The sequence below is a fragment of the Bradyrhizobium sp. NBAIM18 genome (assembly GCF_020193825.1).
Classification (GTDB): Bacteria; Pseudomonadota; Alphaproteobacteria; order Rhizobiales; family Xanthobacteraceae; genus Bradyrhizobium; species Bradyrhizobium yuanmingense.
This window is the reverse complement of the sequence record NZ_JADYVO010000015.1, coordinates 82,949-96,076: the sequence shown is the minus strand read 5'-3', so window position 1 is coordinate 96,076 and position 13,128 is coordinate 82,949. Positions and strand designations below refer to the sequence as shown.

Genomic DNA, 13,128 nt, shown 5'->3' with positions numbered 1-13,128 from the left:
GCCTAACCCAGAGTCTCGACCAGCCGGTGCAGCGCCTGCGCCGTGGTCTCGCCGTCCTGCACCAGCGCGAGGCGGATATAGCCTGCGCCGGGATTGAATCCGTCAGGCTGCCGTCGCGCCAGGAAGCTGCCGGGCACCACGCGCACCCCGGCTTCCTTGAACAGCTTGAGCGTCACCGACACGTCGTCGCCGATCTCGGAGGTGTTGAGCCAGACGCAGAAGCCTGCATCGGGCCGGCGATAGCCGTAACGATTGCCGATGATCTGGTCGGCGAGATCGAACTTAATCCGATACAGCCGGCGATTCTCCTCGACATGCGCCTCGTCGCCATAGGCGACCGTCGCGACATGCTGCAGCGGCATGGGCACCTGGGGCGCTGCGATGTTGCGCAGCTCGAGGAACATACCGATGAACCTCCTGTCGCCGGCGGCGAAGCCGACGCGCAAGCCCGGCAGGTTGGAGCGCTTCGACAGCGACTGGAACGCGACCACCCGCGTGAAGTCGGGGCCGGCGCATTCCAGCGCGCTGCCGGGCGCCTCGCGGGTGTAGATCTCGGAATAGCACTCGTCGCTGAGAATCACGAAGCCATGGCGATCGGCGAGCTGCTTCAAGCGCTTGAAATAGTCGGGCCTCGCGACCGAGCCCTGCGGATTGGCAGGCGAAGCCAGGTAGAACGCCACCGTGCGCGCCAGCGTCGCTTCGTCTATGGCGTCGAGATCGGGCAGGAAGCCGTTCTCGGCCGTGGTCGGCAGATGGACCGGCTCGCAAGCGGCCGCAAGCGCGCCGGCGCCGTAGACCGGATAGAACGGGTTCGGCATCAGGATCGCGGGCTTGCCCGGACGCGGGCCGACATAGCGCGCGGCCGCGATCGCGGCGAGGAACAGCCCCTCGCGGCTGCCATTGAGGACGAGAATCTCGCTCTCGGGATCGAGCGGCCGCGGCAGCTTGAACCGCGTCGACAGCCAGGCCCCGGCGGCGTTGCGGAACGGGTCGGTGCCCTTGTTCGCGGGGTAACGGCCGAAATCGGCGATATGCTTGGCCAGCACCGGGCCGACGAAGTCGGGCACGGGATGCTGGGGCTCGCCGACCGCAAGCGAAATCAAGGGCTTGCCCGGCTGATGCGGGGCCAGCAGCTCGTTCAGCCGGACGAAGGGCGAGCGTTCGGAATCGGAGCCATTACCGCCCTGCGGCGCACGGGATGAAGCGGTCAGAGCCATTCGTTGGGCGCCAGTACTCTTGGAACGGCCGGTCGCTACCATAGGCGCCGGCGGGAAGCGGTTCAGTTCACCATAGATAGGGCGAGGTTAAGACGCGATTAACCATCGGCCGCCGCCCGCGTCCAGAGCGGGAATAATGGGGCCGGAGATAGCGGCGTGCATGGACGGTCCACCCTCCCCTGGAGGTGCCTGCAGGCGGAGCTATCAAAAGAAAGGGGCTCCAGCTTGCGCTGGAGCCCCTCAACGGTCAGGGCATTGCCGGGTATGTGCCCGAACCGTAGTGGTGGACGCGGTCCCCTAGGAGACCGCGCCCGGGAGGAGAGGGTTACATGTTGTAGGCGCGCTCGGTGTGCTCGGTGATGTCGAGGCCTTCACGCTCGCTCTCGACATTGGCGCGGAGGCCAACGATCACATCGACGACCTTGAAGATGATCGCCGAACCGACGCCCGACCACACCAGCGTGGTGAGGACGGCCTTGATCTGGGCGAGCATCTGCGTGGCGAAGTCGTAATCGGCGACCTTCGGCGGGATCGCCGCGTAGTCGATGATGCCGGCGCCGCCGAGCGCGGGGTTGACGAGAATGCCGGTGCCGATGGCGCCGACGATGCCGCCGACGCAGTGCACGCCGAACACGTCGAGCGAGTCGTCGTAGCCGAGCGCGTTCTTCACGACGGTGCAGAAGAACAGGCAGACCACGCCGACCACGAGGCCGAGGACGATCGCGCCCATGACGCCGGCGAAGCCGGCCGCAGGCGTCACCGCCACGAGGCCCGCGATCGCGCCGGAGATGACGCCGAGCACGGAGGGATGGCCCTTGATGATCCACTCCGCGAACATCCACGACAGCGCAGCGGCTGCGGTGGCGACGAAGGAGTTGGTCATGGCGAGCGCAGCGCCGCCGCTGGCCTCGAGGTTGGAGCCGGCGTTGAAGCCGAACCAGCCGACCCAGAGCAGCGAGGCGCCGATCATCGACATCGTCAGCGAGTGCGGAGCCATCAGCTCTTTGCCGTAGCCGACGCGCTTGCCGATCAGGAGAGCGCCGATGAGGCCTGCGATGCCGGCGTTGATGTGCACCACGGTGCCGCCCGCGAAGTCGATGGCGCCCATCTTGAAGATCCAGCCGGCGTCGGCATTGAGCTCGTCGAGCTTGGCCTGCGCCGCGGTCTTCGCCGCCGCGTCACCCGCCGCCGCGAGAGCCTTGGCCGCATCCTGGATCAGGTCCGGACCCTGCCAGTACCAGACCATGTGCGCGATCGGAAAGTAGACCAGCGTGACCCAGAGCGGAATGAAGAGCGCGATGGCCGAGAACTTCATGCGCTCGGCGAAGGCGCCGACGATGAGGGCCGGCGTGATCGCCGCGAAGGTCATCTGGAAGCACATGTAGATGAGCTCCGAGATATTGGCGTCGACCGAGAAGGTCGCGGCCTTCGTCTCGGTGGTGACGCCCATCATGAAGGCCTTGGAGAAGCCGCCGATGAAGTCGGAGCCGCCGGTGAAGGCGAGGCTGTAGCCGTACACGGCCCAGATCACGGTGACGACGCAGACGCTGTAGAACACCTGCATCAGGACCGAGAGCATGTTCTTGGAACGGACCAGACCGCCGTAGAACAGCGCGAGGCCGGGGATCGTCATCAACAGCACCAGCACTGTCGACGTCATCATCCAGGCGTTGTCTCCCTTGTTGACCGTTGGCTCGGCGTAGGCTGCGGTCGCAGCGAACAGGCCGACTGCGAGAGCCGCCAGTCCCGCGCCATAGGGACGCTTGAACGTCATATTGTTTACTCCTGCTTGGATAAGGTTGAGCGCGAAATCAGAGGGCCGCGGCATCGGCCTCGCCGGTGCGGATGCGCACCGCGTGGTCGAGGTTGATGACGAAGATCTTGCCGTCGCCGATCTGTCCGGTTTTCGCTGCGGACGTGATGGCGTCGATGGTCTTGTCGACCTGGTCGGAGGCGACAGCGACCTCGATCTTGATCTTGGGCAGGAAGCTCACGGCATATTCGGCGCCGCGATAGATTTCCGTATGGCCCTTCTGGCGGCCATACCCCTTGACTTCCGTCACCGTGAGACCGTGAACGCCGATGGCGGTCAGGGCGTCACGGACTTCTTCAAGCTTGAATGGCTTGATGATCGCCATAACAATTTTCATGGGTCCTATCCCCGCTTGGGCCCGGTCCGGACGTGGCCGGGCGTTCTCGACTGGTTCGCCACGAGGGAGAAGTTTCACTACGCGGGCACAGCCGGACCCCTAGAATCAAATGCCGTGCCAGATCAGGCGGATTGCCTAACGGACTATGAAGACGGGGGTTTTCGCCTTTGGCGGGTGTTGCAATGCAGTGCGCTATTACGTCGCGCTCAAAACGTGGTCACGCCTGCTGAAAATAAGGGCAAGACAGGCTCCCGACACAATGTTGCTCACGCGTCGGGCAGCGAGGCGGTATTTACGTAGCGTCGGGGCCTATTGCAGGGCTTCACCGTGCTGCGAAATATCCAGACCCTCGAGCTCGTGCTCACGGGATACGCGCAAGGGTACGAACAGGCCGACCAGCTTGAGCAGGATGAAGCTGACGCCCGCCGACCAGACGAAGGTCACGGCGACCCCATAGAACTGGATCAGGAGCTGCTGCGGATGGCCCTCCAGCAGGCCGGCGGTGCCGCCGATGGCGCTGGTGGCGAACACGCCGCCGAGCAGGGTGCCGGTCAGGCCGCCGATGCCGTGGACGCCGAAGACGTCGAGCGAATCGTCGTAGTCGAAGCGGTGCTTCAGCCAGGTACAGGCCCAGTAGCAGAGCGCACCGGCAATGATGCCGATGACGATGCCGTGCCATGGCGCGACGAAGCCCGAGGCCGGCGTGATGGTGCCGAGACCTGCGACCGCGCCGGAGATCATGCCGAGCACCGAGGGCTTGCGCCGCGTCGCCCATTCGATCGCGCCCCAGGTCAGCGCGCCCGCGCAGGCGGCCAGATGGGTCGCGATGATCGCCATCACCGCGCGTGAGTTCGCTCCGAGCGCCGAGCCGCCGTTGAAGCCGAACCAGCCGACCCACAACAGGCCGGTGCCCATCACTGCGAGCGACAGATCGAACGGCGAGAGATTCTCGGTGCCGTAGCCGTGACGGCGTCCCATCACCTTGGCTGCAACGAGGCCGCCGGTGCCGGCCGATAGATGCACGACGAGACCGCCGGCGAAATCGAGCACGCCCATGCTGGCGAGGAAGCCGCCGCCCCACACCCAATGCGCCAGCGGAATGTAGACGAAGATGAACCAGGCGACCGAGAACAGCAGATAGGCCGAGAACCGCATGCGGTCGGCGACCGAGCCCGCGACCAGCGCCACCGTGATGATGGCAAACGTCATCTGGTACAGCATGAACAGCGATTCCGGGATCGTCTTCGCCGCAGGGTTGACGCTGTCCATGGTCATGCCGGCGAGAAACCAGCGATCGAGCGTGCCGATCCAGGGGCCGTCGCCGACGAAGCACAGCGAGTAGCCGAACGCCACCCAGAGGATTGAGATCAGCATCACCGCGGCCAGGCTCTGCGCCATGGTGGCGAGCACGTTCTTCTTGCGCACCATGCCGGAATAGAACAGCGCAAGCCCCGGGATCGTCATCATCAGCACCAGCGCTGTCGCGACAATCATCCAAGCGGTGTCGGCGGTGTTGATCTCGTTGGCCGCCGCGTGCGCCGGCGAAGCTATGGCGGACACAAACCCGATTGGCGCAGCCATGGCAGCTGCGCGGCGCAACAATCCCGCCATATCGTTCCCCCCGGCATCAATTGGCGTCGCACATCGTGGCGTATTTGCCCGGTGCGATCGAAGCAGTCGTGTCAAAGCGTTTTCAAGCGAGGTGGATACCGGTTCGCGTGAAGAAAACGCGTCAAAACAAAAAGTCAGAGCGCGTCGCTGTCGGTCTCGCCGGTGCGGATGCGCAGCGCGTGGTCGATCGGCGTGACGAAGATCTTGCCGTCGCCGATCTGGCCGGTGCGCGCCGTCGCGGTGATCACGGCGACCGCCTTGTCGGCGACGTCGGAAGCGACCGCGATCTCGATGCGCAGCTTCGGCAGGAAGTTCACGACATATTCGGCGCCGCGATAGATCTCTGTGTGGCCCTTCTGCCGGCCATAGCCTTTCACCTCGGTCACGGTCATGCCGTGCACGCCGATCGCCGTCAGGGCCTGGCGGACCTCATCGAGCTTGAAGGGTTTGATGATCGCGACGACGAGTTTCATGGTCAGGCCTATTCCCCGGGATGCGCCGCGCCGTATGTCCCCGGCGCTGCGTCAATCTGGCATCTTTCCGGGCAAATGGCACAAAAAAGTTGCAGATTGAAGCGGAAAAACGTTTGGCCAAGGGCGATCATGAGAACGGCCGCCTCTGTACAGGGCAGCTGTTCATCATTCACAATGCATTTTTGGCATGGATGCGGTGAACCCAGGCGTGAACCGAAGCGTCCCGGCCGGTACATACCTAAGTTCGAGGGGGGACGTTCCATGGCGAGTTGGTTCTACGCATCCGAGGGTAAGCAGCAGGGGCCCTTTCCGGAAGGGCAATTCCGCGACCTCGTTGCCCAGGGCGTCGTGCGTCCGGACACCTTGGTCTGGACCGAGGGCATGGCCGGCTGGCAGAAGGCCGCCGAAATTCCCGGCCTGATCGGCGGCGGTGCGCCGCCGATGGTCCCGATGGGCGGAAGTGGCTATGGCGGCGCTGCCGGCTATGCAAGCGGTGGATCGCTCTCGGTCGATTTCAGCATCCTTGAATTCACCTGGCGCAGCATCGTCCTGCTGATCGGAATGATCTTCGTCATCCCGGCGCCCTGGGCCTTCGTCTGGTACACCAGATGGATCGTCTCCTGCGTGAAGGTCCCTGGGCGGCCGAACCTCAGCTTCACCGGCAATGCGATGACATTGGTGCCGTGGTATTTCGGCTTCATCGTTCTCGCCATCGCGCTCGGCTTCGTCGGCAGCGAGATATTGAGCAATCTGCTGTTCATCGTGCAGATCGTGCTCTACTGGCTCCTGATCAAATGGATGGTCGCGAACCTCGCCTCCAACGAGCAGCCGCTGGGCCTCAGCTTCACCGGTTCGGTCTGGGCCTATATCGGCTGGAATCTGCTGTTTGCGATTTCCATCATCACCATCATCGGCTGGGCCTGGGTGGCCGCGGCCCAGATGCGCTGGTTCTGCCGCAACGTCGAGGGCACCCGGCGCGAGATCGTCTTCAAGGGCAGCGGCCTCGATATCCTCTGGCGCGGCATCGTGGCCGCCATCCTGATGTGCTTCATCATCCCGATCCCGTGGGTGTACCGCTGGATCATGAACTGGTTCGCCTCGCAGACCGAGCTCGCGCCGCGCGGCTCGCTCGGGGCATGATCTGAACGCTTCAGGCGCTGCTTGAAGCGATCAGGCCTTCCGTTCGCGCACCGAGCCTTCCTGCGCGACGGAGGCGACCAGCGTGCCGTCCGGCTTGAAGATCGAGCCGCGGGTCAGCCCCCGGCCCGATTGCGCGCTCGGCGAATCCTGCGCGTAGAGCAGCCATTCGTCGGCGCGGAACGGGCGATGGAACCACATCGCGTGGTCGAGACTCGCCGGCATCATGCGTTTGTCGAACAGCGTGCGGCCATAGCGCGCCATGATCGCGTCGAGCAGTGAGAAGTCCGAGGCGTAAGCGAGCGCGCACATGTGCAGCGCCGGATCGTCGGGCAGCTTGGCCGCGGTCTTGATCCAGACGTGGATGCGGCCGTCGTCGATCTTCTGGCCGAAATAACGGCCGAGCTCGACCGGGCGCAGCTCGATCGGCCGATCGGATTCGTAGTAGCGGCGGATGAAGTCCGGCATCTCCTTGAACATCGGCTGCTTCGCCACCTCCTCCGCCGTGAGCTTTTCCGGCGGCGGCACGTCCGGCATCTTGTCCTGGTGGTCGAACGCAGTCTCCTCCTCGGCGTGGAACGAGACCATGACCGAGAAGATCGCGTTGCCGTGCTGGATCGCGGTGACGCGGCGGGTCGAGTAGCTTTTGCCGTCGCGCAGGCGCTCGACCTGATAGATGATCGGGATCTGCGGATCGCCCGGCAGGATGAAATAGCAATGCAGCGAATGCGGCAGCCGGCCCTCCACGGTGCGGCAGGCCGCGACCATCGCCTGCCCGATCACCTGGCCGCCGAACACCCGCTGCCAGCTCGTCTTCGGGCTGTTGCCGCGGAACAGGTTCACCTCGAGCTGCTCGAGGTCGAGGATCCCGATGAGGTCGATCAGTCCTTTGGACATGATGGTGCTTTCCAGTGATGCCTCATTCCGGGGCGCACGCGGTGCGAACCCGAAAATCTTGAGCTGATAAACCTCCGGATTCCGGGTACGCGTGTTGCGCGCCCAGGAATGACGGAACGAAGGGCTAGCGGTCCTCGTTTCACCGCACTGTTTCGCCCAGCTCAAGTCTGCTAGCAAGACCGAGAATTGTCCGGGAAGCTTTGGTATGTCGGTACAGGGTAGCATTGTCATCGGTGGCGGCGCGTTTGCCGGCCTTGCGCTGGCCTTGGCGCTACGCCAGGGGCTCGGGCCCGAGATCCCGATCGTCGTTGCCGATCCTGCGCTCGGCACGCGGCCGAGCCGCGACCCCCGCGCCACCGCGATCGTCGCCGCCTGCCGCCGCCTGTTCGAGACGATCGGCGCCTGGGACGACGTCCGGGGCGAGGCCCAGCCGATCCTCGACATGGTCGTCACCGATTCCAAGCTCGAGGACGCCACCCGCCCGGTGTTCCTGAACTTCGCCGGCGACGTCGCGCCGGGCGAGCCCTTCGCGCATATGATCGAGAACCGCCGCCTGATCGACGCGCTGGTGGTGCGCGCCGAGGCCGACGGCATCGATCTTCGCGCCACCCCGGTCGCCTCCTACGATGCGCGCACCGACGGCATCGAGGTGACGCTCGGCGACGGCAGCGTGATCGCGGCGGGCCTCTTGGTCGCCGCCGATGGCGCGCGGTCGAAGCTGCGCGAGCGCGCCGGCATCGTCACTCATGGCTGGGAGTACGATCAGTCCGGCATCGTCGTCACCGTCGGCCACGAGCGCGATCACGAGGGCCGCGCCGAGGAACACTTCCTGCCGGCCGGCCCGTTCGCGATCCTGCCGCTCACCGGCAAACGCTCCTCGCTGGTGTGGACCGAGCGCCGCACTGAGGCCGCGCGCATCATCGCCCTCAGCGACGAGGAATTCCACGCCGAGCTCGAGCAGCGCTTCGGCCTGCATCTCGGCGAGGTCAGTGTGCTCGACAAGCCGCGGGCGTTTCCGCTGTCTTATTTCGTCGCGCGGTCCTTCATCGCCGAGCGCCTCGCGCTGGTCGGCGACGCTGCCCATGTCATCCACCCCATCGCGGGCCAGGGCCTCAACATGGGCCTGAAGGACGTCGCTGCGCTGGCGGAAGTGGTGGTCGATGCCGCGCGGCTCGGCCTGGATATCGGCGGGGCGGACGTGCTCGAACGCTACCAGCGCTGGCGCCGGTTCGACACGATGGCGATGGGCGTCGCCACCAACTCGCTGAACTTCCTGTTCTCCAACCAGTCGACGCTGTTGCGCACGGTGCGCGACATCGGCCTCGGCCTCGTCGACCGCGCCCCGCCGCTGAAGAACCTCTTCATCCGCCAGGCCGCAGGCCTCACCGGCGAGGTGCCGCGGCTGTTGAAGGGCGAGGCGTTGTAAGGGGCGAATGGTGAGTGGCGAATAGCGAGTAGGTCCATTCGCCATTCGCCACTCCCTATTATCAATCGATCTTGCGCGCCTCTTCCGGCAGCATGATCGGGATGCCGTCGCGAATGGGATAAGCGAGCTTGGCGCTGCGCGAGATCAGCTCCTGCCGCTCAGCATCGAATTCCAGCGGGCCCTTGGTCAGCGGGCAGACCAGGATCTCCAGCAATTTTGGATCGACGCTGGCTTCGGGACGTTCGGTGGGCGCGTTCATGGAAGTCTCCGGCACTTGCTTGCCTTTAGCATAGAAATTCGCGCCCGCCATCGCGCTTTAGGCGGAGACCATCGCCAGGAGCTCGTCGAGCATGGTCCGCAGCCGCGCGGCCGGGATTGACGGGCCTGACAGGGCGAAACCGAGAAATGTCCAGTACAGGATCTGCGCGCGGGCCTGCGCCGGTGCCGGGGCGAGTCCCCGCTTCTGCAGCAGCTCCTCGATATAATCGAGCCTGCGGCGATCGATGGCACGCACCGCCCCTTGCGCGCTCGCATCGAACGCCGCCCAATTGCGCACCGCGCGTTCGAGGTCGAGCCGCGCGCCGAAGGATCTCCGCAGCAGCATCTTGACCGGCTCGTCGCCGGCGGCTTCGACGTCGGCGATGATCCGCTCGGCCGCGATCTCGCGCCAGCGCTTCAGCACCGCGGCGTGAAACGCGGCGAGATCGGCGAAATGCCAATAGAAGCTGCCGCGCGATACGCCCATGGCCTTGGCGAGCGGCTCGGCCTTCAAGGCCGTGAAGCCGCTCTTGGCCAGGGCCTTGAGGCCCTGGCCAGTCCAATCGTCAGCGGAGAGCTGTTGGTTCATGTCGTTTCCCGGAAGCGCACCATACACTAGTGTATTGACAAGCGCTTGGCCAGACGCTATCGAAACATACATGAGTGTATGGAGGCGTCGATGCGGGATCTGCTGCTCCAGTGTGCGGGCGTCGTGACCATCGCCGTTGCGCTCGTTCACGGCTACCTCGGCGAAGCCAAGGTCTTCGCCCGCGCTCGCATCGAGCCGGAGCGCCTCCGCACCTTGATCCGGCTGGTGTGGCAGGCCTCGACCGTGGCCTGGATCGGCGGTGGCGTGCTGCTGATCGCGGCGCCGTGGATGCAATCGGAGCCGGCTCGTCACTGGATCGTCGCGACCATGGCCTGCGTGTTCGGCTGCTCCGCCCTCGCCAACGCATGGGCGACGCGGGGCCGGCATTTCGGCTGGATGGCGCTCAGTGCGGTCGTCGTGATGTCGGTTGCCGGGTACTAGAACTCATCTAAAGCGGACCAGATCCGTTACCGATCGACCAGGCATTCTTCGGATGCCGTCATCGTCCTGGTCGTGCTCCACGTTGCTGGTGTGGCGCTGATAGGACTCCTGCAGCGCGATGATCACCGGACGCAAGCGCATCCGCGTCCATCTCCAGTCATCCGCAAACGCGCGCAGCGGGCTTCCGGCGCGACCGGCGCGCGGAACGTGTTAGCCCCACAGATCAAATTTTACGGACGGTGTTGGCAAGCCGCTAAGCATGCGATCAGGCGCGGCACAAAATTAACGCGAAGGGCGATTAGCCGGTCCAGCATCGACAAACATCAACAATATCGACGATGGGGCGAAACTGAATGTTCCGCGTTTTCTCCTGCCTTACGGCCGAACACGATTGGCGGCTCGTCGTGCTCGCTGCTCTGGTCTGCTTCGTTGCCAGCATCGTCGCGGTCAGCATCTTCCACCGCGCGATCGCAACGCGCGGGAGAACCCGGTGGATCTGGATCGCCATTGCCGGCGCGGCCATCGGATACGGCATTTGGGCTACGCATTTCGTCGCGATGCTCGCCTACGAGCCCGGGGTCACGACGGGCTACGGCATCGTGTTAACGGCGTCCTCTCTCGCGGCGGCAATGCTGCTGACCTCGGTCGGCTTCGGCGTCGCGGTCGTCACGTCCGGCCGCTGGCGCGCGGCGGCTGGCGGCGTCATCATCGGTGGCGGCATTGCCAGCATGCACTATCTCGGAATGTGGGCGCTCGAAGTGCCGGGCCGAGTCTCCTGGTCCGTGGACCTCGTGCTCCTCTCCATCGTTCTGGGCATGTGTTTTGGCTACGCTGCGCTGGCGGCAGCGCTCACCCGTCAGGGTTATAGCGGCACGCTGGCAGCCGCCACCCTGCTGACGCTCGCCATCGTGTCGCATCACTTCACGGCCATGGGCGCCGTGCAGATCACACCGGATCCGGCGCTCGCGACCGATACGCTTTCGCTGTCTCCGGCCTTCCTCGCGCTCGCCATCGCCGGCGTCGCATTGTCCGTGCTGGGCATGAGCCTGATCGGAGTGCTGGCCGATCGTCGTCTGGCGACCAGAACCGCCAGGTTCGAGGAGATCATCAGCCAGCTCTCCATCGCCCGGCAGCAGCTCGAAGGGTCGCAGAACGAGCTCAAGGAACAGAAGCTGAGGCTGGACACGGCCATCAACCATATGGTCGAGGGCCTTTGCATGTTCGACGCCGGGAAGCGGCTCGTCATCTGCAACGAGCGTTACGCCCGTTTGTACCGGCTGCCGCCGGAATTGCTGCGTGCGGGAACTCCGCACCGCGACATCATCCGTCATCGCGTCACCAGCGGCATACTCGAAGGCGAGGCCAGCGATTTCGCCGCCGAACGGCAGATCGCCAGGCTCGAAGCACTGCCGATCCATGCCGTCTCGAGCCGCATCGATGCGTTCGCCGATGGGCGGCTGATCTGCGTGACGCGGCAGCCGATGGCCGGCGGCGGCTGGGTGGCTACGCATCTGGATGTCACCGAGCAACGCCGGTCCGAAGCGAAGATCACCTACATGGCGGAACACGATGCGCTCACCGAGTTGCCGAACCGCGTGCTGCTCAAGGCGCGTCTGGAGCCTGCACTCGCCGATACGCGTGGCGGAAATCTCCATCTGGCGGTTCTCCTGCTCGACCTCGACCGCTTCAAGGAGGTCAACGACACGCTCGGACATCCGGCGGGCGACCTGCTGCTGCGCTCAGTCGCGGCGCGCTTGCTGGATTGCATCAGGGAGACGACGTTCGTCGCCCGACTGGGCGGCGACGAATTCGCAATCGTCGACTACGTGACCAATCCGGCTGCGGACGCGGCCTCTCTCGCCGAGGCGATCCATGGCGCGCTCAGCGAGCCGTTCGATCTCGGCGATCATCAGGTCATTGTCGGCACCAGCATCGGGATCGCCCTTGCGCCCCGAGACGGCGCCGATTCCGATACGATCCTCAGGAGCGCAGATCTTGCCCTCTACTCGGCCAAGAGCGGCGGACGTGGTGCATTCCGCTTCTTCGAGCCGGAGCTGGACCGGCTCCTGCATGCGCGCCGCAACCTGGAGCGGGATCTGCGGAAGGCGCTTGCGAGGAGCGAATTCGAGCTCCACTACCAGCCGTTCGTCAATTTGAAGAGCGGCGAGACCTGTGGCTTCGAGGCGTTGCTGCGTTGGCATCACCCCGAGCGGGGTCTGGTCTCGCCCGGCGAATTCATTCCCGTCGCGGAGGAAACTGGCTTGATCCTGCCGCTGGGGGAATGGGTGTTGAGAACCGCCTGTGCCGAAGCGGCAAAATGGCGTTCCGACCTGAAGATCGCGATCAACCTGTCTCCAGCGCAATTCAGGAGCAAGGAGCTCGTGTCGACGATCGTGAGCGCACTGGCGGCGTCGGGGATTGCTGCAGACCGGCTCGAGCTCGAGGTCACCGAAACCGTCATCATGCATGACAGCGGGACCGTATTCGCAGCACTCAGCCAGCTGCGCGAGCTCGGGGTGCGGATTGCCCTCGACGATTTCGGCACCGGCTATTCGTCGCTCAGCTTTCTGCAGAAGTTTCCCTTCGACAAGATCAAGATCGATCGCAGCTTCGTCAGCGAGCTGTCCAGTCCGATGGAGGAGCCCCATCGGATCGCGCGGGCCGTGGTCCAGTTCGCCACGAGTCTCGGCAAGACGTCCACCGCCGAAGGCGTCGAAACCGCCGAGCAGCTGGACATCCTGCGCCAGGAGGGCTGCGTCGAGGCCCAGGGCTTCCACCTCAGCCCGCCGATACGGGCCTCGACGATCGCGCGGCTTGCGGATCGAAAGGCCGAGGCCGGCGAGTTTGCCGCATAAAGCATGATCCGGACCCGAAGGGCCGCGTCAGCGCAAAGTGTGTAGCGGTTTTCCGAAAAGATCATGCTCAAACC

At 64.9% G+C, this 13,128-nt stretch carries 12 protein-coding genes; 4 read left to right on the top strand and 8 right to left on the bottom strand.

What is annotated here, in order from left to right:
* Positions 1 to 2: 2 nt before the first annotated feature.
* The 5 genes from I6F17_RS27045 to I6F17_RS27025 form a co-directional block, all read right to left on the bottom strand.
* A complete protein-coding gene (locus tag I6F17_RS27045) occupies positions 3 to 1,217 on the bottom strand; it encodes an aminotransferase class I/II-fold pyridoxal phosphate-dependent enzyme (RefSeq protein WP_225127415.1) in 1,215 nt (404 codons plus the stop codon).
* A gap of 325 nt (positions 1,218 to 1,542) precedes the next feature.
* Complete coding sequence (locus I6F17_RS27040; RefSeq protein WP_225127417.1) at positions 1,543 to 2,991, bottom strand: ammonium transporter; 1,449 nt, start codon at positions 2,989 to 2,991, stop codon at positions 1,543 to 1,545.
* Positions 2,992 to 3,028: 37 nt separating this feature from the next.
* Positions 3,029 to 3,367, bottom strand: a complete 339-nt coding sequence (locus I6F17_RS27035) for a P-II family nitrogen regulator (RefSeq protein ID WP_008142813.1) — start codon at positions 3,365 to 3,367, stop codon at positions 3,029 to 3,031.
* 309 nt (positions 3,368 to 3,676) lie between these two features.
* The gene (locus tag I6F17_RS27030) at positions 3,677 to 4,978 is read right to left on the bottom strand and encodes an ammonium transporter (RefSeq protein WP_036038880.1); all 1,302 of its coding nucleotides are present in this window, start codon (positions 4,976 to 4,978) and stop codon (positions 3,677 to 3,679) included.
* 134 nt (positions 4,979 to 5,112) lie between these two features.
* The gene (locus tag I6F17_RS27025) at positions 5,113 to 5,451 is read right to left on the bottom strand and encodes a P-II family nitrogen regulator (protein ID WP_008142802.1); all 339 of its coding nucleotides are present in this window, start codon (positions 5,449 to 5,451) and stop codon (positions 5,113 to 5,115) included.
* 261 nt (positions 5,452 to 5,712) lie between these two features.
* Here I6F17_RS27025 and I6F17_RS27020 point away from each other — a divergent pair, with 261 nt between their 5' ends.
* The gene (locus I6F17_RS27020) at positions 5,713 to 6,591 is read left to right on the top strand and encodes a DUF4339 domain-containing protein (protein ID WP_225127419.1); all 879 of its coding nucleotides are present in this window, start codon (positions 5,713 to 5,715) and stop codon (positions 6,589 to 6,591) included.
* A gap of 30 nt (positions 6,592 to 6,621) precedes the next feature.
* On the opposite strand, the gene tesB is transcribed toward I6F17_RS27020, so the two are convergent.
* Positions 6,622 to 7,485, bottom strand: a complete 864-nt coding sequence (gene tesB / locus I6F17_RS27015) for an acyl-CoA thioesterase II (protein ID WP_225127422.1) — start codon at positions 7,483 to 7,485, stop codon at positions 6,622 to 6,624.
* Positions 7,486 to 7,690: 205 nt separating this feature from the next.
* Here tesB and I6F17_RS27010 point away from each other — a divergent pair, with 205 nt between their 5' ends.
* Positions 7,691 to 8,911, top strand: coding sequence for a ubiquinone biosynthesis hydroxylase (locus tag I6F17_RS27010; RefSeq protein ID WP_109141978.1), 1,221 nt, complete (start codon positions 7,691 to 7,693; stop codon positions 8,909 to 8,911).
* A gap of 61 nt (positions 8,912 to 8,972) precedes the next feature.
* Here the strand turns inward: I6F17_RS27010 and I6F17_RS27005 are convergent, their stop codons facing one another.
* Positions 8,973 to 9,170 (bottom strand): Trm112 family protein, encoded by a 198-nt coding sequence (locus tag I6F17_RS27005; protein WP_036003042.1) that lies wholly within the window; start codon positions 9,168 to 9,170, stop codon positions 8,973 to 8,975.
* Between the two features lie 57 nt (positions 9,171 to 9,227).
* Positions 9,228 to 9,758, bottom strand: a complete 531-nt coding sequence (locus I6F17_RS27000; RefSeq protein ID WP_225127424.1) for a TetR/AcrR family transcriptional regulator — start codon at positions 9,756 to 9,758, stop codon at positions 9,228 to 9,230.
* 90 nt (positions 9,759 to 9,848) lie between these two features.
* Here I6F17_RS27000 and I6F17_RS26995 point away from each other — a divergent pair, with 90 nt between their 5' ends.
* Both I6F17_RS26995 and I6F17_RS26990 read left to right on the top strand, forming a co-directional pair.
* On the top strand, positions 9,849 to 10,199 hold the full coding sequence (locus I6F17_RS26995) for a hypothetical protein (protein ID WP_036003036.1): 351 nt from the start codon (positions 9,849 to 9,851) through the stop codon (positions 10,197 to 10,199).
* 353 nt (positions 10,200 to 10,552) lie between these two features.
* On the top strand, positions 10,553 to 13,054 hold the full coding sequence (locus I6F17_RS26990; protein ID WP_225127426.1) for an EAL domain-containing protein: 2,502 nt from the start codon (positions 10,553 to 10,555) through the stop codon (positions 13,052 to 13,054).
* The last annotated feature ends 74 nt before the right edge of the window (positions 13,055 to 13,128 follow it).